The sequence below is a fragment of the Ramlibacter alkalitolerans genome, assembly GCF_016722765.1.
In the GTDB taxonomy this organism is placed as follows: domain Bacteria; phylum Pseudomonadota; class Gammaproteobacteria; order Burkholderiales; family Burkholderiaceae_C; genus Ramlibacter; species Ramlibacter alkalitolerans.
Window position 1 is genome coordinate 17,768 of sequence record NZ_JAEQND010000008.1, and the last position, 17,666, is coordinate 35,433.

Consider the following 17,666-nt stretch of genomic DNA (forward strand, 5'->3'; position numbering starts at 1 on the left):
GCTGCAGCATGTCGCGAGAGGCACCCCATGTCCAGAGACGAATCACGCTCACCCCACGCAATCGCGGTGCCACGCTGGCCGGCGGTCGGCCTGGCGAACGACCACGCCGGATTCCTGCTGAAGGGATTCGTCAAGGGCGTCCTGGCGCAGCACTGCGACCAGGTCATCGACGTCGGGGCCAACTCGGAATCGCCGGTGGACTTCCCTGATGTCACGCGCCAGGCGATCAACCTCATTCGCGAGGGCAAGGTCAAGCGCGTGATCCTCGTCTGCGGCACCGGCGCGGGCGCCTGCATCGCGGCCAACAAGATACCGGGCATCCGCGCCGCGGTCTGCCACGACACGTTCGTGGCACGCCAGGCCGTCGAACACGACGACGTCAACGTGATGTGCATCGGCGCCTGGATCATCGGGCCGCAGGTCGCCCGTGACGTCATCGAGACCTTCCTCGCCTCCGAATTCAGCACGGAGGAACATTTCCGCCGTCGCGTCGAGAAGCTCGGCGACCTGGAGAGGGAAGCCGCGCGATCCTTGATGCAGGGGACCCAGCAGGGGTGAGCCGCTTCCCGCGATGACCAAGCCGATCAAGATCACGCATGGAACCGAGGCCAAGGAGGACGGCTTCGACCGCGTGCTGTCGTTCCTGCGGGGCGAATTGATGTCGGGCCGCGTGAAGGCCGGCGACCGGCTGCTGCCGGAACGCGACCTCGCCAGCGCGCTCGGCGTCAGCCGGCCGGTCATCCGCGAAGCCCTGACGGCGCTGTCCACGCTGGGAGCGGTGGAGATCCGGCGCGGCTATGGAACGGTGGTCCGCGAGCCGGACTTCACGGCGCTGGCGGATTACTTCAGCCTCGTCCTCGCCCAGCAGGCGGGCGCGGTGGACGACGTGATGCAAGCCCGCATCGCCATCGAACGCCAGGCGATCCGGCTGGCATGCACGCGCGCCCTCGCGCCGGACCTGGACAGGTTGTCGCAGGCCCTGCAGGCGATCAAGGACACGATCGACGACCCCGCGCAAGGCGGTGCAGCGGACTTCCACTTCCACTCGATGATCGTGGAGGCCGCACACTCGCCGGCACTCTCCAGCGTCTATGCGGCCGTCGCCAAGCTGCTCCAGGAATCGCACCTGGAACGCCGCAAGGTGATCGCCAGCGTCCCGCAGGTGGACGCCTACCTCATCGACCATCACGAGTCCGTGCTGATGGCGATCCGCCGCCGGAATCCGGGTGAAGCGGATGCGCTGCTGCTGGAACACTTCGAGATCGGCGCCAACCTGCGCGAGGATGCCGGGGCGGCGCCTGCGCCGAAGCGCGCCGCCAAACGCAGCACCCAGCGGGCATGACTCCTGAAATCGTCGTCTTCGGCAGCATGAACATGGACCTCGTGGTCCGGGTGCCGCGCGCCCCCATCGGAGGCGAGACGCTCCAGGGGCTGTCGTTCTTCACCAATCCCGGCGGCAAGGGCGCGAACCAGGCGGTCGCCTGCGCTCGCCAGGGCGCTCGCGTCGCGATGGTGGGTTGCGTCGGCGCGGATGACTTCGGCAAGACGCTGCGCAATGCACTGGCCGAAGACGGCATCGCCGTCGCGAACGTCCGGAGCGTCGAAGGAAGCACCGGCGTGGCCGTCGTGATGGTCGACGAAGCGGGTGAGAACCGCATCACGATCGTGCCCGGCGCCAACGACGCGTTGAAGGCAGATCCCGAATCCCTCGACGGGCAATACCTGCTCCTGCAGTGCGAGGTGCCGATGGCCGAAGTCGTGGCCGCGGCCAGGATCATGCGCGCCAGGGGAGCGACCGTGGTGATGAACCCGGCGCCCGTGTGCCAGCTTCCCGACGAACTCTGGTCCCTCATCGACCTCCTCGTGATGAACGAGATCGAGGCCGCGGAGCTTTCCGGCCGTCCGGTGCACGACCCTGCCAGTGCGGCGGCGGCTGCGTACTCGCTTCGCCGGCGGGGGCCATCGACGGCCATCGTGACGCTCGGCAGCCAGGGCGTGGTCGTCGCGGATGATGCCGGCTGCCGCCACTTTCCCGCGCTGGCGGTGAAGGTGGTCGACACCACGGCCGCGGGCGACACCTTCATCGGCGCAATGTGCGCCGCGCGGGTGGCCGGGCAATCGACCGACGCCGCCGTGATGCATGGGATCCAGGCGGCCACGCTGTGCGTCACCCGCGCCGGCGCCCAGGCATCGATCCCCCGCCTCCACGAGCTGGGGGATGTGCAGCAGGCGGCAAGCCCTTCCGCCCTGGCCTGCCCATGACCTACAAGTTCGATTTCAGCAGCGTGCTGGCGCAATGGCCGCTGTTCCTGCACGGCGCCTGGCTCACCGTCAGGTTGTCGGTGGCCGCCACGCTGCTCGGCCTGCTGATCGGAACGCTGTGCGCCATCGGCCGCGGCAGCCAGAACCGGGCCGTGGCGCGCTCCTGCGGGATCTACGTCGAGGCGATCCGCAACACGCCCCTGCTGGTGCAGATCTTCCTGGTGTATTTCGGGTTTGCCAGCATCGGCCTGAAGGTTCCCGCCTTCGTCGCCGCCGTGCTGGCGATGGTCATCAACATCGGCGCCTACACCACCGAGATCATGCGCGCGGGCATCGAGTCGATCCACCGCAGCCAGATCGAGGCCGCCGAGTGCCTGGCGCTCTCGCGCGCGCAGATCTACTGGCACGTGATCCTGCGGCCGGCGATGGAACGCGTGTATCCCGCGCTCACCAGCCAGTTCGTGCTGCTCATGCTGGCCACTTCCATCACCTCGCAGATCTCGGCCGAGGAGCTGACGGCCATCGCCAACCGCGTGCAGTCGGACACCTTCCGCTCCTTCGAAACCTATGGCGTGGTGGCGGTGTTCTACCTGCTGCTGTCGCTCCTGATGCGCGGCGCCTTCTGGGCCGCCGGCCAGGCGCTGTTCACGCGCCGCCGCAAGCTGGGCACGCCGCTGTGAACAACGCCTTCAACGCGAACCACTTCGTGTTCCTGTTGCAGGGGGCCGGCTGGACCCTGGTGCTTTCGCTCATGGCGTTCGTCGGCGGGGGAGTGGGCGGTTTCCTCGTGGCCCTGTGCCGCATCTCGCCGATGCGCTCACTGCGCTGGCTGTCCACCGGCTACGTGCAGCTGGTGCAAGGCACGCCCCTGCTGATCCTGATGTTCCTCGCCTACTTCGGCCTGAGCATCGTCGGCCTGAGCCTGCCCGCCCTGGTGGCGGCGGGCCTGGCAATGACGATCTACGTCAGCGCGTACATCGGGGAGATCTGGCGCGGCTGCATCCAGGCCGTGCCGCGCACGCAGTGGGAAGCCGCCGAGTGCCTCGCGCTGTCTCGCGCGCAGCGCATGCGGCTCGTCGTGCTGCCGCAGGCCTTGCGGATCGCCACGCCGCCCACCGTCGGCTTCATGGTGCAGATCGTCAAGAACACTTCGCTCGCCTCGGTGGTCGGCTTCGTCGAACTGGCCCGCGCCGGCCAGGTGGTGAACAACTCCCTTTTCGAACCCTTCCTGGTCTACATGCTCGTCGCCGGTCTGTATTTCCTTCTTTGCTTCCCGCTGTCGTGGTGGAGCCGGCAGCTCGAACGCCGCCTGCTGGTGGCGCATCGCGTGGAGGTTGCGACGGCATGAGCGTGATCACCCTGGAGAACGTGCACAAGAGTTTCGGTGCGCTGAAGGTGCTCGATGGCGTGAGCTTCAGCGTGAACAAGGGCGAGGTGTTCGCCATCATCGGCCGCAGCGGCTCCGGCAAGAGCACGGCGCTGCGCTGCATCGACCGGCTGGAGCGCATCGACCAGGGCCGCATCCGGGTCTGCGGCCACGAGGTGAGCGATCCCGGGCTGGACTTGCGCCAGCTGCGCCTGGACGTCGGCATCGTGTTCCAGAGCTACAACCTGTTCCCGCACCTCACGGCCGCCGAGAACATCGCGCTGGCGCCGCGGCACAGCAAGGGCAAGACGCGCGCCGAGGCGAAGGAGCTGACCGAGCGCGTGCTGGCGCAGGTGGGCCTGTCCGACAAGGCCGGCAGCTACCCGGAACAGCTTTCGGGCGGGCAGCAACAGCGCGTGGCCATCGCCCGCTCGCTCGCGATGGAGCCGCAGGTCATGCTGTTCGACGAAGTGACATCGGCCCTGGACCCGCAGCTCACCGGCGAGGTCCTCAAGGTGATGGCCGACCTGGCCGCCGGCGGGATGACCATGGTGCTGGTGACGCACGAGATGTCCTTCGCCCGCAATGTCGCCACCACCACCCTGTTCATGCACAAGGGCCGCGTGTGGGAACAAGGCGGCCCCGGCATGTTCGACCGGCCGGAGACGGCGGAACTGCAGCAGTTCCTCGGCTCCGGCCTCTGAGAGTTCCCTTCCCGCCAACCACTGGAGACATCATGAGCCCCGAGAGCCTGTTCCGCCGCGCATTGCTGCTGGCCACCCTGTCCACTGCGTTCTTCAGCGCCCACGCCGACACGCTCGACAACATCCGCGCGGCCAGGAAGATCCGCGTGTCGATCGACCTGGCGGTGCCGCCTTCGGGCATGACCGACGCGAACATGAAGCCGACGGGCTCGGACTACGACGTGGCCGTGCTGCTGGCCAAGGACCTCGGCGTTGCGCTCGAAGTGGTGCCCACCGTGGGCGCCACCCGCATCCCGAACCTGCAGACCGGCAAGGCCGACCTCATCATCTCCACGCTGGCCTGGACCCCCGAACGCGCCAAGGTCGTCGACTACTCGATTCCGTACGCGCCGCAGATCTCCCTGGTGGGCGGCGTGAAGAGCCTCAACGTGAAGAGCATGGCGGACCTGGCAGGCAAGAGCGTCGCAGTCAACCGCAGCACGACGCAGGACAAGGACCTGACGGAGAACGCGAAGGGCGCCAACGTGGTCCGCTACGACGATGACGCAGGCGTGATCACGGCGGTGGTGACCGGCCAGGCCGACCTGGTCGGCACGTCCAGCGCGCTGTTCAAGACCATGCAGGAGAAAGCGCCGCAGCGCCAGCTGGAACAGAAGTTCGTGCTGCGCCTCAACGACCTCGGCATCGGCGTGCGCAAGGACGACCCGAAGCTGCTGGCCTGGGTGAACGACTGGGTCAAGAAGAACCATGCCAACGGCAAGCTGAACGAGATCTTCAAGAAGTACCACGGAACCGACATTCCGAAGGACGTCGTCGAGAAGTGGGTCGCCGCCAAGTAAGGCCATGCTGGCCCTGATCGACACCCACCACCACTTCTACGACCCGCAGGCGCACTACTACCCGTGGCTGAACGATGCGGGCTTTCCCCCGCATCGCTACGGTGACCACGCGGCACTGAAACGGCCGTACCTGCCGGCGGACTACGCGCGCGACACGGCGGGCGTGAACCTCCTCGGCAGCGTGCACGTGGAGGCCGACTGGGACCCGAAGGATCCGGTGGGCGAGATGCGCTTCATCGCTTCGCTGCGGCAACAGTGCGACCTGCCCTCCGTCGCCATCGGGCAGGCCTGGCTGCACCAGCCGGATGCGGCCAGCACGCTGGAGCAGCTCGCCGCCTTCGCCTTCGTGCGCGGCATTCGCCAGAAGCCGCGCGCCAACGCGGCTCCAGGCGGTCCCCCGGGCGGCATGACGGACGCCGCGTGGCTGCAAGGCTACGCGCGGCTGCAGCCCCTGGGCCTGCACTATGAACTGCAGACACCGTTCTGGCACCTGCACGAAGCGGTGCGCGTGGCCACGGACTTCCCGGACACTCGCATCGTCATCAACCATGCCGGCATGCCGTCCGACCGCAGCGAGGAAGGCTTGCGTGCCTGGCGCACGGCACTGGCCGCAGTGGCCGCGCAGCCCAATGTCGCGATCAAGATCAGCGGCATCGGCGAGGCGGGCTACCGCTGGCGACCGGACGCCAACCGCCGCATCGTGTGCGAGGTGATCGAGCTGTTCGGCGTGGACCGCTGCATGTTCGGCAGCAACTACCCGGTCGACAGCCTGTGCGCGCCGTTCCAGAGCATCTTCGAGAACTTCGCCACGTACGTCGCCGATTTCAGTGCGCAGGAACGAGCGCAGCTGTTCGTGGAGAATGCGCGGCGCATCTATCGGATCCCGGCGCAGCGCATCGAACAACAACAAGGATAAAACGATGAGTGGACGCACGAGCCTCTTCGCCCGCGGCGTGGCCCTGGTCGGCGAAGCAGCCCTGGTGTGGCGGCGCCGGACGCAAGGCGCCCTGCCGCCGCCGGCGGTGGGCGGCGCTCCGCACATACCGCCGGGGCGGCCCCAGGGCGCGGTGCCGACGCTGAAGATGCCGACCGCGCGCGGCTGGGCGGCAGGGCAGACGCCTGTCGCGGCGCCTGGACTGGCGGTGAACGCGTTCGCGGCGGGACTGAAGCATCCGCGCTGGATCCACGTACTGCCGAATGGCGACGTCACCGTCGCGGAGGCCCTCCTGGAACCCGGCGCCCCGCGGACGGTGTTCGACTGGGCGAGGATCGAAACGATGCGGCGTGCCGCCGCCATCGGCACCAGCCCGAACCGGATCACCCTGCTGCGCGACGCCGACGGCGACGGCGTCGCGGAAACCCGCGACACGCTGCTGCAAGGCTTGCGTCAACCCTTCGGCATGGCGCTGGTCGACAGAACGTTCTACGTCGGCAACACGGATGGCGTGCTTGCATTCCCGTACACGCCGGGCACGACGCGCATCGAAGCTCCCAGTCGCCCGCTCGCGAAGTTCAAGTCCGGTGGGCACTGGACGCGCAGCCTGCTGGCCGCACCCGACGGGAGCCGCCTCTACGTCGGCGTGGGATCGCTCACCAACATCGGCGACCTCGGCTTCGAGGTCGAGGAAGGTCGCGCCTGCATCGTCGAACTGGACCTGGCGAGCGGCGGCCAGCGCACCTTTGCCCACGGCCTGCGCAACCCGGTGGGCATGGCCTGGCACCCGGACACTGGCGAGCTGTGGACCGTGGTGAACGAACGCGACGGCCTGGGCGACGAAACGCCTCCCGACTACCTGACTTCCGTGCGCGAAGGCGGCTTCTACGGCTGGCCGTATTGCTACTGGGGCCGCACCGTGGACGATCGCGTGCAGCCGCAGGACACCGCGCGCGTGGCGCAGGCGATCACGCCGGACTATGCGCTGGGCGGGCATACCGCCTCGCTCGGCCTGTGCTGGATGCCGCGCGGGACGCTGCCCGGCTTCGACCAGGACGGGATGGTCATCGGCCAGCACGGCTCGTGGAACCGCAGCGTCCTCAGCGGCTACCGCGTGGTGTTCGTCCCCTTCGCCAATGGCCGCCCCAGCGGCGAAGCTCCACGCGACATCCTGACCGGCTTCCTCGCGCCCGACGAAACCGAATCCTACGGCCGTCCCGTGGGTGTGGCGATCGGGCCGGACGGGAAGTCGCTGCTGGTGGCTGACGATGTGGGAGACGTGATCTGGCGGATCGGGAGGGGATAGAAAGTCCGTCGCGGCGACGGAACACGCCGTCAAATGAATGATCCCAGACCCCGCCCATCATTCCACGGTAACGCTCTTCGCAAGATTCCTCGGCTTGTCCACATCCGTCCCCCGCGCGCACGCCGTGTGATACGCCAGCAACTGCAGCGGCACCACGTGCAGCAGCGGGCTGAGCGTGCCGTAGTGCTCCGGCATGCGGATCACGTTCACGCCCTCGCTGCTCTCGATCTTGCTGTCGGCATCGGCCAGCACGTACAGCAAGCCGCCGCGCGCGCGCACTTCCTGCATGTTGGACTTGAGCTTCTCCAGCAGGGCGTCGTTGGGGGCCACGGTCACGACCGGCATCTCGCTGGTCACCAGCGCCAGCGGGCCGTGCTTCAGCTCGCCGGCGGGATAGGCCTCGGCGTGGATGTAGCTGATCTCCTTGAGCTTCAACGCGCCTTCGAGCGCGATCGGGTAGTGCATGCCGCGTCCGAGGAACAGTGCGTGCTCCTTGGTGGCGAAGTGCTCGGCCCAGCCGATGATCTGCGGCTCCAGCGCCAGCACCGCGGACAAGGCGGACGGCAGGTGCCGCATCGCCTTCAGGTGCTGCGCCTCCTCGGTCTCCGTCAGGTGGCCGCGCAGTTGCGCCAGCGTGAGCGTGAGCAGGAACAGGCCTGCGAGCTGCGTCGTGAAGGCCTTGGTGGATGCCACGCCGATCTCCACGCCCGCGCGCGTGATGTAGGCGAGCTTGCATTCGCGCACCATCGCGGACGTGGCGACGTTGCACACCGTCAGCGATTGCTCCATGCCCAGCTCGCGCGCATGGCGCAGGGCGGCCAGCGTGTCGGCCGTCTCGCCCGACTGGCTGATGGTGACGATGAGCGTGCGCGGGTCGGGCACGCTCTCGCGGTAGCGGTATTCGCTGGCGATCTCGACCTGCGTGGGGATGCACGCGATGCCTTCGAGCCAGTACTTCGCCGTGCAGCCGCTGTAGTAGCTGGTACCGCAGGCGAGGATCAGCACGCGGTCGATCTGCTTGAAAACCGACAGCGCCTTGTCGCCGAACAGCTCCGGCATGATCTGCTCCACGCCTTCCAGCGTGTCGGAAATGGCGCGCGGCTGCTCGAAGATCTCCTTCTGCATGAAGTGGCGGTACGGCCCCAGTTCCGCCGCGCCGCTGTGCGCGTGCACGGTCTTCACCGGCCGCTGCACCGGCTTGTGGTTCCTGTCCACGATCCAGTAGCGACCGAGTTGCAGGTCGACGACGTCGCCCTCGTCCAGGTACACGATCTGGTCGGTCACGCCGGCCAGCGCCATCGCATCGCTGGCAAGGAAATTCTCGTCCTTGCCCACGCCCAGCACCAGCGGCGAACCGGCGCGCGCGCCGACCACGCGGTGCGGTTCGTCCTTGCAGAAGGCGGCGATGGCGTACGCGCCATGCAACTGGTGCACTGCCGCCTTCACGGCTTCGAACAGGTCGCCTTCGTAGAGGCTGTCGATCAGGTGGACGATCACCTCGGTGTCGGTCTGGCTGTTGAAGCGGTAGCCCCTGGCCTTCAGCGCCGCGCGCAACTCGTCGTGGTTCTCGATGATCCCGTTGTGCACGATGGCGACGCGCCCCGGCGCGGCCGCGGCGGCATCGCCGGGGCCGTGGCTGAAGTGGGGGTGCGCGTTGTGCACCGCCGGCGCGCCGTGCGTCGCCCAGCGGGTATGCGCGATGCCGGTGCCGCCCTGGATGTGCTCGCCCGCGACCTGCTCGGCCAGTTCGGCCACGCGGGCGGTGCTGCGGGCGCGCTTCAGGCCGTCCGCGTAGACGGCGACGCCGCAGGAGTCATAGCCGCGGTACTCGAGCCGCTGCAGGCCCTGGACCAGGATCGGGACGATGTTGCGCGCGGAGACCGCGCCGACGATGCCGCACATGGGACCACCTTCTTGGATTCGATTGGGCGACTTTAGGCGGAGCTGCGTGCAATATGCGTGCTATCTCTCGTTCATCCTGCAATACAATTGCATTTACTTCCCACATAGAAATAACATTTCATCTTGGCCGCCGCTCTGGAATCATTCGACGCCGATGCCATCGATTTGGCCCTGCTCGAGCAGCTTCAAAGCGACAGCTCCCTGAGCAACCAGGACCTCGCCGCCAAGGTCCACATCTCCCCGGCCACCTGCCTGCGGCGGGTGAAGCGCCTGCGCGAAGCCGGGCTGATCGAGCGCGAGATGGCGATCCTGAACCCGGAGCGCCTTGCCGCCACCCTGGGGCACGGGCTGGAAGCGGTGGTGGAGGTCTCGCTCGATCGCCAGGGCAGCGCCGAACAGGAGGCCTTCGAACAGCGCGTGATCGCCGACGAGGCCGTGCAGCAGTGCTACCGCGTCTCCCCGGGCCCGGATTTCATCCTGATCGTGCACGCGCGCGACATGCCGGACTACCTGGCGCTGGCCCAGCGGCTGTTCACCAGCGACGCCAACGTGCGCAACGTGAAGGCCTTCTTCTCGGTCAAGCGGGCGAAATTCCGGCCTCGGATCCCGGTGCCGCGCCGGGCCTAGGGGCCGAGGTCGCGGCGGAGTTTCCCGTGCCCCGCGTCGGACTTCGGCCTTGGGAGGTGCATCCATCCGCCGGCCCGGGCACAATCGGGCAAATGCCAGTGCACAACAAGGCCGCCCTCGCCGAGGAGCTTGCCGCGATCCAGGTCAGTCCCGAGGACGCCGAAGTCCTCAGCCCCAAGGAACAGGAAAAAGAGCGCCTCGCGCTGCTCGAGGAGCAGAAGAAGCGAAGCTGGATGGAGCAGACCGCCCACCAACTCGCCGGGCGCATCCCCATTTCCGTGTTCGCGCTCGGGCAGCTCGTCGGCTGAGCGAAAGAAGCAGCCGATGCGCTGGCCGGCGGCCGTCCTGCGGGGCCTGCTGCTGGTCTTCCTGCCCGTCCCGGCGCTGCCGCAAGCCCTGAGCCTGGCGCTGCCGATCCAGTGCCGGCCGGGTGTCGACTGCGAGATCCAGAACTACGTGGACCGCGATCCGGGCCCCGGCGCGCGGGACTACCAGTGCGGCTCGCGCAGCTACCAGGGCCACGACGGCGTCGATTTCCGCCTGCCGGATCTCGCCCGCCAGCGTGAAGGCGTCGCCGTGCTGGCGGCGGCCGACGGCGAAGTCGCGCGCCTGCGCGACGGCGTCGCGGATGTCTCCGTCCGCGCCACCGGGACGTCCGCCGTCGAAGGTCGCGAATGCGGCAACGGCGTGGTCCTGCGCCACGAGGCCGGCTTCGAGACGCAGTACTGCCACCTGGCCCGGGGCAGCATCGCCGTGCGCGTCGGCCAGCGGGTGAGCGCGGGCCATGTCCTCGGCCGCGTCGGCCTCTCCGGCCGCACGGAATACCCGCACCTGCACTTCACGGTACGACGAGGCCGGTCGCTCGTCGACCCCTTCGCCCATGGCGCGCCGCCGGGCACCTGCCAGCCGGGCCAGAGCCTCTGGCAGCCCGCGTTGCGCGAGGCGCTCGCGTACAAGGCGCGCTCGGTGCTGAACACCGGCTTCTCCGCCCGAGCGCTCGCCATCGAGGCCATCGATGAAGGGCCGGAGCTGCCCACCCCGCAATCCGCGGCCCTCCTGGCCTACGCGCGGGCCATCGGCCTGAAGGCCGGGGACGTGCAGACCATCACCCTGAAGGCACCGGACGGGGCCGTGCTTGCCTCCAGCACGGCGCAGCCGCTGCCGCGCGACCAGGCCCAGAGCATGGTGTTCGCCGGCGTGCGCCGGCCCGCCACCGGCTGGCCCAGGGGCCAGTACCGCGGCGAGTACGTCGTGCGCCGCGACGGCCAGGAGGTGCTGGCCCGGAACTTCGCCTTCTCGCTCTAGCTCAGTGCTAGCGATCGGCGCTGGTGCGGTGTGTGCCGCGCTGCGCTGATGGCCCCCGGTCCGGCACAGGACGGATTTGTCCGCCACACTCCATGTCCCCCGGCGCGGTTGAGAGCACGGGCCTTGGCTGATGCCGCGCCCGCGCCTCCTCCTTGACTTCCGGAGGCGGACAAACCCGTCCTGCGCCTGCGCGGCGGGATGGTCCGGCGATCGACCTCCGAGAAGGCCGTGACGCAGCGCTGCGCCGTGCGGCGGGCCCAGCGGCGTACCCGGCGCCTACTTCGGCGCCTTCTTCGGCCGCGACCAGTTCGTGATGCTCACCTGCCGCGCCCGTGCGACCGTGAGCACACCGGCCTCCGTGTTCCGGTTCACCACCGATCCGGCACCGACGGTGCCGCCGGCCGCGATGGTCACCGGCGCGACCAGCACGCAGTTGCTGCCCACGTGCACGTCCGCCTCGATCACGGTGCGGTGCTTGTTGGCGCCGTCGTAGTTGGCCGTGATGCTGCCGGCGCCGTAGTTCACCCGCTCGCCGACGACCGAGTCGCCCAGATAGGCCAGGTGGTTCGCCTTGGCGCCGCGCGCCAGGGTCGAATTCTTCACCTCGACGAAGTTGCCGATGTGCACCTCCGGGCCGAGCCTGGCGCCGGGCCGCAGCCGCGCGAACGGCCCGATCAGGGCGCCCTCGCCGATCTCCACCCCGGCGCTTTCGCCGTCGATGTGCGTGTAGGCCTGCAGCACCGCGCCGGCCGCGATGCGGGCGTTGGCGATCACGCAGTTGGGGCCGATGCGCACGTTGTCGCCCAGGACCACGTCGCCTTCGAACACGCAGTTGACGTCGATCTCCACGTCCTGCCCGCAGGTGAGCCGGCCACGCACGTCGAAGCGCGCCGGGTCCGCGAGCCGCACGCCCTGCTCCATCAGGGCCCGCGCCTGGCGCAGCTGGTAGGCCCGTTCGAGTTGCGCGAGCTGCAGCGGGCTGTTGACGCCCTCGACCTCCACGGGCTCCGCGGCGTGCGCCGCCACCACCGGGCAGCCATCCTGCACCGCCAGCTGCACGACGTCGGTCAGGTAGTACTCGCCCTGGGCGTTGTCGTTGGTCAGGCGCGCCAGCCAGTCCTTGAGGCGCTGCGAAGGCACGGCCATGAAGCCGGTGTAGACCTCGCGGATGGCGCGCTGCGCGTGGCTCGCGTCCTTGTGTTCCACGATCGCCTGCACGGCGTCGCCGGAGCGCACGATGCGGCCGTAGCCGATGGGATCCGCCATCTCGATCGTCAGCAGCGCGAGCCGCTCGCCGCCGCACTTGTCCACCAGCGCCTGCAGCGTTTCCGGCCGCACCAGCGGCACGTCGCCATTGAGGATCAGCGCGATGCCGTCATCGGGCAGCACCGGCACCACCTGCTGCACGGCGTGGCCGGTGCCCAGTTGCGGCTCCTGGCGCACGAAGTCGGGCACCGGCCGACCGGCGGCGGTGGCGGACTCGCGCAGCCAGGCTTCGACGCCCTCGGCGCCGTGGCCCGTGATCACGATCGTGCGGCGCGCGTCGAGCGCCTGCGCGGTCTCGATCACGTGCGCGATGAGGGGGCGGCCCCCCAGCTTGTGCAATACCTTGGGCGTGCGGCTTTTCATCCGCGTCCCCTTGCCGGCGGCCATGACCACCACGTCGACTGCTTTCATTCGGTACCCTTCGTGTCCATGAACTGGCTGGTTCCCACCCGCATCGGCGGAATTATCCTTGCGCTCGGCCTCGCGCTGGCGCTGTCCGCCTGCAGCACCATCAAGCTGGGCTACATGAACGTGCCGCACCTGGCGTGGTGGTGGCTCGACGGTTATGCGGACTTCAGCGACGACCAGGAACCGCGCGTACGCGACGCCATCGCCGCCCTGCACGCCTGGCATCGGCGCAACGAGCTGCCCCGCCTGGCCGAGCTGCTGGCGCGCATGGAGCAGATGGCCGGCAGCGACATCACGCCGCAGCAGGCCTGCAGCGTGGTGCAGGAGGTGCAGGCGCGGCTGCAGGCCGTCGCGCGGCAGATGGAGCCCTCGGCGGTGGCGCTGGCCGCCACGCTCAGGCAGCCCCAGCTGCGCCACGTCGCGCGCAAGTTCCGCAGCAACAACGAGCGCTTCCGCAAGGAATGGATCGCGCTGCCGCCCGAGGAGCAGCTCGCCAGGCGCTACGAGCAGACGCTGGACCGCATGGAGTCCATCTACGGCACGCTCGAGGCGCCGCAGCGCCAGGTGCTGCGGCAGCGCCTCGCCGCCACCAGCTGGGACCCGAACCGCATGCTGGCCCGCTGGCAGGCGCGCCAGCAGGACCTGCTGCAGATCATGACGCGCGTGTCGCAGGGCCTGCCGGCCGCGGAGGGCGGCGCGCAGCTGCGTGGCTGGTTCGACCGGCTGGAGCGACCCGCGGACCCGGCCTACCGCGCCTACCAGGAGGCGCTGCTGCAGGAAGGCTGCGCCACCTTCGCGGCGGTGCACCAGGTCACCACGCCGGCGCAGCGCGAGCAGGCCGTGCGGCGGCTGCGCGCCTGGCAACGCGACCTGCGCGACCTGTCCGAGCAGCAGCCGTGACGGCCGCCGCCTCGCGCCTGGCGCTGCTGTGGCGGCTGGGCGCGGCGACCACGCTGATCGTCACCGCATCCGCCATGGTGGGGCCCGTGCTGGCCGTGCTGCTGCAGCAGGCAGGGCACGGCACGGCCTTCATCGGCACCTTCTCGATGCTGCCCTTCCTGATGGTCGGCCTGCTGATCCCGCTGATGCCGCGCGTCCTGCTGCGCTGGGGCACGATCGCCTGCTACCGCGCCGGCGCGGTGCTGCAGCTCGCGGGGATCGTCGGATATGCGCTCTCGGACAGCCTCGCGGTGTGGGCGCTGTCGTCGGTCGTGATCGGCATCGGCGCGGCGGCGCTGTGGAACACCACCGAGGCGCTGCTCGCCGAGGAAGCGCCGCCCGAGATGCGCGGCCGCGTGATGGGGCTGTACCAGACCTCGCTCGGCGCCGCGCTGGCGGTCGGGCCCTTCCTGCCGGGCGTGCTGCGGCTGCAGGCGCCCACGGTCTTGTGGCTGGCCGTGGCGATGGTGGCGGGCTGCCTGCTGCTCGCCGTCACGGCGCCGGCCCACGAGCCGCACGCCGTGGCCCGGCCGCACACCGGGACGCTGCACGCTTTCCGCACCGTGCCCTGGCTGGCGCTGCTCGCGTTCTGCGGCGGGGTGTTCGAGGCGGGCCTGGGCGCCGTGGGCGCGGCGCATGCATCGGCCTCGGGCCTGAGCCTGCGCAGTGCCACCACGGTGGCGGGCGCCATCGGCTTCGGCAGCTTCCTGTTCCAGTACCCCGCCGGCTGGGCGGCGGACCGCTTCGCGCTGCGGCGCGTGTTCACGGGGGCGGCGCTGCTGCTGCTGCTGGCGAGCATCGCGATGGGATTCGCGGACCAGGCGCCCTGGCTGCTGTGGGCCTGCGGCCTGGTGTGGGGCGGCGTGGGGGGTGCGCTGTACACGCTCACCATGGTGCAGGTGGCGCACGCCTTCGCCGGCCGCGCCACCGCCGGCGGCGCCGCCGCGATGATCAGCGGCTACACGTGGGGAGGAACGCTGGGGCCCGTGGCCAGCGGCTCGGCCCTGCAGGGTGGCGGCGCTCCGGGCCTCGCCCTCGTGCTGGCATTGCTGGCGCTGGCGGCGCTTGCGGCCGCCCGGCGGGCGGTCAGCGCCGAGGCCTGACGCCCGCCACCCGCATGAAGGCCTGCGGCGCCTGCGTCAGTGCTCGCCCTTGGAGTGCGACTTGCCCTCGCGCTCGGCCTGTTCCAGCTCGCGCGCTTCGGATTCCGAGCGCGGCTTGGCCGCTTCGGCGTCGGCCTGCACGTCGGCCTTGTCCAGGTAGCCCTTGATGTTCTTCTGGTAGTCGCGGGAAGCGCTGTAGCTGCCCTCGCCCTCGACCTGGCCACCCTGCTGGGCCTGGCCGCGGGACTGGAAATCGGTGTCGCCGGCGCGCTGCTGCTGCGGGTCGCTGTCGCGTTGGGGTTGCTGCTGCAGGCTGCGGGGGGCGGACTTGTCGTTCGGCATGGACGGTGCTCCTCTTGGACGCGGCATGGATGCTTGCCGCCTGTCCAGCTTAGGAAGGCACCGGGAGCGGGGGTGTGGGTGGGGAGAGGGGGGTGGTGTAGTCGCGGGACTACAGGCGGCTCGATCGCTGGGGTTCGCGCGCTACGCGGCTCACCGCCAGCCTACAAGGATGCGCGCCACGCGTAGGCTGGCGGTGAGCCGCGCCAGCGCGAACCCCAGCAATGCAGGCGCAGCGCACCCCAGCGCACTCACGCCTGCAGCGACGCCCACATCTCCTTGTCCCGCTCCGCCGTCCACACCCGCGGATTCTTCAAACCGCGCGCCTCGTCGTACGCCCGGCTCACGTCGAAGGGCAGGCAATGCTCGTAGATGAACACGTTGCCGAACACCGGGTCCATCGCCTTGCGCGTGTGCGCCATCGTGGCCTTCAGGTCCATGTTGGCGGCCGCCGCTTCCTTCGCGCAGCGATAGAGCGTCTCGACCCACTGCCTGGTGTAGTCCAGGCCGCGCGTCACGCCCTCCGCGCCCTTGAGCGCCTCGCCGCGACCGGGCACCAGCGCCTCGGCGCCCAGCGCCCGCAGCGCCTCCAGCGTCGCCGGCCACTCCTCCAGGTGGGCGTCGCCGGTGTAGACGCCGGCGTTGTATTCGACCAGGTCACCCGAGAACAGCACCTTCTCGGACTCGACCCAGGCGATCGTGTCGCCGCGCGTATGGCCCCAGCCCGGCGACCAGATCTGCACCTTCACGCCACCCAGGTCGAGCGTGAGCTTGCCCGGCTTCTCCCCGCGGGTCGGGTCGCCCCCGCCGATCACCATCGTCGGCCAAGTCAGGCCCGGCACCGACTCGGCGTTGCGGAACAGGCGCGGGAAGCGGTCCATCTCCGACTGCATGTCTTCCTTGCCGCGCTCCACGATCAGCTCGTAGGTGCCCTGGCTGGCGATGATCTCCGTCGCGCCCTCGTCGAAATAGGCGCTGGCGCCGAGCACCCGCACCGCGTGGTAGTGCGTGAGCAGCACGTACTTGATCGGCTTGTCGCTCACGCTGCGGATGTGCGCGATCAGGTCGCGCGCCATGGCCGGCGTGGCGGTGGCGTCGCTGACCAGGATGAACTGGTCGCCGATGATCACGCCGGAATTCGGGTCGCCTTCGGCGGTGTAGGCCCAGCAGTGCGGCGACAGTTGCTCGAAGGTGATCTTCTTGTCCGCCAGGTCGGCCTGGCTCGCGAATGCCTTGGTCATGGCGGGCATTCTAGGGCGCGCGCTGCGTCATGCGCCGCTCGGCGCCAGGGCCGGAGACTCCAGCCAGCGCAGCGCCGCCTCGACGATGCGGTCGACGTGCAGCGTCGCATCCGCCACGTGCACGAGCGGCTCGCGCGCAGGATCTTCCAGCGCCTCGAAGTCCCCCGCCACCAGGCTGGGCGGATAGAAATGATCGGTGCGCGCGGACACGCGCTCCAGCGCCTGGTGCGGCGTGAGCGCCAGTTGCAGGAAGTGCAGCCGGCGGGCACCGGCACGCAGCAGTTCGCGATCGCCCCGCCGCAGCGCGGAGCAGGACAGCACCGCGCCGCGGGGGCGCGCCTGCAGTTCCTGCGCGAGCTGCCGCAGCCAGGCGGCGCGGTCTTCGGCGGTGAGGCGCTCGCCCGCGCGCATCTTGTCGATGTCGCTGGCGGGATGGAAGTCGTCGCCCTCGACCAGCGGCAGCGCCAGCCGTTCGGAAAGCTGCTGCGCGACGACCGACTTGCCGCAGCCGGCGACCCCCATCACCACGAGGTGCAGCGGGGATGCGGCAACGGGAGAGGAAGCGTCGGGCATGGCGGCGATGATAGACACCGCCGCCGGGTTGCGGGTGCGCTCAGACGGTCGCGCCGCGCCGCGGCAGGTGCCCGCTGCCGCGAACGTGCACGGCCTGCGACGCCACCTGCACCAGCCCCGTGCCCAGGCTGGCCAGCGCCCGCAGCAGCATCGCCGAGGCGAGCCGCAGGTCCGCCAGTGGTTGCCGCACGGCCGAGAAGTTGATCCGCCGGCGGCGCACGGCCACCGTCGCCGTCTCGACCAGCGGATCCCAGGCAAAGTAGGAAGCGCCGGCCGGCATCCAGGCCTCGATCACGACGCGCTCGCCGGCGCGCACGACCATGGAGCGGCCGACCTCCAGCACGTGGTCGCCGGCATCGAAGGGCGTGCCGCCGTGGGGGCCGTCCTTGGTGGCCCAGAGGCGCCCGTGGGCGACGCGCAGGATGCCGTCGGACGCCGGCCGCAAGGTGACCGCGCGGCCGCGGGGCAGCTTCCAGGTGCCCGGCAGCGTGGGGGCGGTCGCGGCGGAGAGCGTGGTGGCGGTGCGGTCGGTCATGGTCGGCTCCGGTGGGC

At 69.9% G+C, this 17,666-nt stretch carries 20 protein-coding genes; 14 read left to right on the plus strand and 6 right to left on the minus strand.

All coding sequences use genetic code 11. The features are described from left to right. Positions 1–66 precede the first annotated feature (66 nt). From JI746_RS14745 to JI746_RS14785, 9 genes are read left to right on the plus strand one after another with little or no spacing between them, the layout of a single operon-like run. Positions 67–558 (plus strand): RpiB/LacA/LacB family sugar-phosphate isomerase, encoded by a 492-nt coding sequence (locus tag JI746_RS14745; protein ID WP_201690487.1) that lies wholly within the window; start codon positions 67–69, stop codon positions 556–558. A 13-nt stretch (positions 559–571) separates the two neighbouring features. Next, the gene (locus JI746_RS14750) at positions 572–1,342 is read left to right on the plus strand and encodes a FadR/GntR family transcriptional regulator (RefSeq protein WP_201690488.1); all 771 of its coding nucleotides are present in this window, start codon (positions 572–574) and stop codon (positions 1,340–1,342) included. Beyond that, positions 1,339–2,262 carry a ribokinase gene (rbsK, locus tag JI746_RS14755; protein WP_201690489.1) on the plus strand — a complete coding sequence of 308 codons (924 nt, stop codon included), beginning with the start codon at positions 1,339–1,341 and terminating at the stop codon, positions 2,260–2,262. The genes JI746_RS14750 and rbsK overlap by 4 nt, the downstream gene beginning before the upstream one ends. Further along, positions 2,259–2,942, plus strand: a complete 684-nt coding sequence (locus JI746_RS14760) for an amino acid ABC transporter permease (protein ID WP_201690490.1) — start codon at positions 2,259–2,261, stop codon at positions 2,940–2,942. The genes rbsK and JI746_RS14760 overlap by 4 nt, the downstream gene beginning before the upstream one ends. After that, the gene (locus JI746_RS14765) at positions 2,939–3,610 is read left to right on the plus strand and encodes an amino acid ABC transporter permease (RefSeq protein ID WP_201690492.1); all 672 of its coding nucleotides are present in this window, start codon (positions 2,939–2,941) and stop codon (positions 3,608–3,610) included. Before JI746_RS14760 ends, JI746_RS14765 begins: the two co-directional genes overlap by 4 nt. After that, entirely contained in the window at positions 3,607–4,332 is a 726-nt protein-coding gene (locus JI746_RS14770; protein ID WP_201690494.1) for an amino acid ABC transporter ATP-binding protein, read from the plus strand. The genes JI746_RS14765 and JI746_RS14770 overlap by 4 nt, the downstream gene beginning before the upstream one ends. A 32-nt stretch (positions 4,333–4,364) precedes the next feature. Beyond that, positions 4,365–5,171: a transporter substrate-binding domain-containing protein gene (locus tag JI746_RS14775; protein ID WP_201690495.1), complete on the plus strand. Its 807-nt coding sequence runs from the start codon at positions 4,365–4,367 to the stop codon at positions 5,169–5,171. Positions 5,172–5,175: 4 nt separating this feature from the next. Continuing rightward, positions 5,176–6,087, plus strand: coding sequence for an amidohydrolase family protein (locus JI746_RS14780; RefSeq protein ID WP_201690496.1), 912 nt, complete (start codon positions 5,176–5,178; stop codon positions 6,085–6,087). Between the two features lie 4 nt (positions 6,088–6,091). Continuing rightward, positions 6,092–7,411, plus strand: a complete 1,320-nt coding sequence (locus tag JI746_RS14785) for a PQQ-dependent sugar dehydrogenase (protein WP_201690497.1) — start codon at positions 6,092–6,094, stop codon at positions 7,409–7,411. 57 nt (positions 7,412–7,468) lie between these two features. Here JI746_RS14785 and glmS read toward each other — a convergent pair whose 3' ends face one another. Next, positions 7,469–9,313, minus strand: a complete 1,845-nt coding sequence (gene glmS / locus JI746_RS14790; RefSeq protein WP_201690498.1) for a glutamine--fructose-6-phosphate transaminase (isomerizing) — start codon at positions 9,311–9,313, stop codon at positions 7,469–7,471. Positions 9,314–9,448: 135 nt separating this feature from the next. Here glmS and JI746_RS14795 point away from each other — a divergent pair, with 135 nt between their 5' ends. From JI746_RS14795 to JI746_RS14805, 3 genes are all read left to right on the plus strand, one after another. Next, complete coding sequence (locus JI746_RS14795) at positions 9,449–9,940, plus strand: Lrp/AsnC family transcriptional regulator (RefSeq protein WP_201690991.1); 492 nt, start codon at positions 9,449–9,451, stop codon at positions 9,938–9,940. A gap of 92 nt (positions 9,941–10,032) precedes the next feature. Further along, the gene (locus JI746_RS14800) at positions 10,033–10,248 is read left to right on the plus strand and encodes a hypothetical protein (RefSeq protein ID WP_201690499.1); all 216 of its coding nucleotides are present in this window, start codon (positions 10,033–10,035) and stop codon (positions 10,246–10,248) included. Positions 10,249–10,264: 16 nt separating this feature from the next. Next, positions 10,265–11,245, plus strand: a complete 981-nt coding sequence (locus JI746_RS14805; RefSeq protein ID WP_201690500.1) for a M23 family metallopeptidase — start codon at positions 10,265–10,267, stop codon at positions 11,243–11,245. A 276-nt stretch (positions 11,246–11,521) separates the two neighbouring features. Here JI746_RS14805 and glmU read toward each other — a convergent pair whose 3' ends face one another. After that, positions 11,522–12,922, minus strand: a complete 1,401-nt coding sequence (gene glmU / locus JI746_RS14810) for a bifunctional UDP-N-acetylglucosamine diphosphorylase/glucosamine-1-phosphate N-acetyltransferase GlmU (protein ID WP_201690502.1) — start codon at positions 12,920–12,922, stop codon at positions 11,522–11,524. Between the two features lie 18 nt (positions 12,923–12,940). Here glmU and JI746_RS14815 point away from each other — a divergent pair, with 18 nt between their 5' ends. Both JI746_RS14815 and JI746_RS14820 read left to right on the plus strand, forming a co-directional pair. Further along, complete coding sequence (locus JI746_RS14815) at positions 12,941–13,819, plus strand: DUF6279 family lipoprotein (protein ID WP_201690504.1); 879 nt, start codon at positions 12,941–12,943, stop codon at positions 13,817–13,819. Then, the gene (locus JI746_RS14820) at positions 13,816–14,961 is read left to right on the plus strand and encodes an MFS transporter (protein ID WP_201690506.1); all 1,146 of its coding nucleotides are present in this window, start codon (positions 13,816–13,818) and stop codon (positions 14,959–14,961) included. The genes JI746_RS14815 and JI746_RS14820 overlap by 4 nt, the downstream gene beginning before the upstream one ends. 36 nt (positions 14,962–14,997) lie before the next feature. Here the strand turns inward: JI746_RS14820 and JI746_RS14825 are convergent, their stop codons facing one another. The 4 genes from JI746_RS14825 to JI746_RS14840 form a co-directional block, all read right to left on the minus strand. Continuing rightward, positions 14,998–15,303: a hypothetical protein gene (locus JI746_RS14825; protein WP_201690508.1), complete on the minus strand. Its 306-nt coding sequence runs from the start codon at positions 15,301–15,303 to the stop codon at positions 14,998–15,000. Between the two features lie 248 nt (positions 15,304–15,551). After that, positions 15,552–16,541 (minus strand): MBL fold metallo-hydrolase, encoded by a 990-nt coding sequence (locus JI746_RS14830; protein ID WP_201690510.1) that lies wholly within the window; start codon positions 16,539–16,541, stop codon positions 15,552–15,554. A 27-nt stretch (positions 16,542–16,568) separates the two neighbouring features. Next, a complete protein-coding gene (locus JI746_RS14835; protein ID WP_201690512.1) occupies positions 16,569–17,114 on the minus strand; it encodes a gluconokinase in 546 nt (181 codons plus the stop codon). A 40-nt stretch (positions 17,115–17,154) separates the two neighbouring features. After that, positions 17,155–17,649, minus strand: coding sequence for a DUF2917 domain-containing protein (locus JI746_RS14840; RefSeq protein WP_201690513.1), 495 nt, complete (start codon positions 17,647–17,649; stop codon positions 17,155–17,157). Positions 17,650–17,666: the final 17 nt, after the last annotated feature.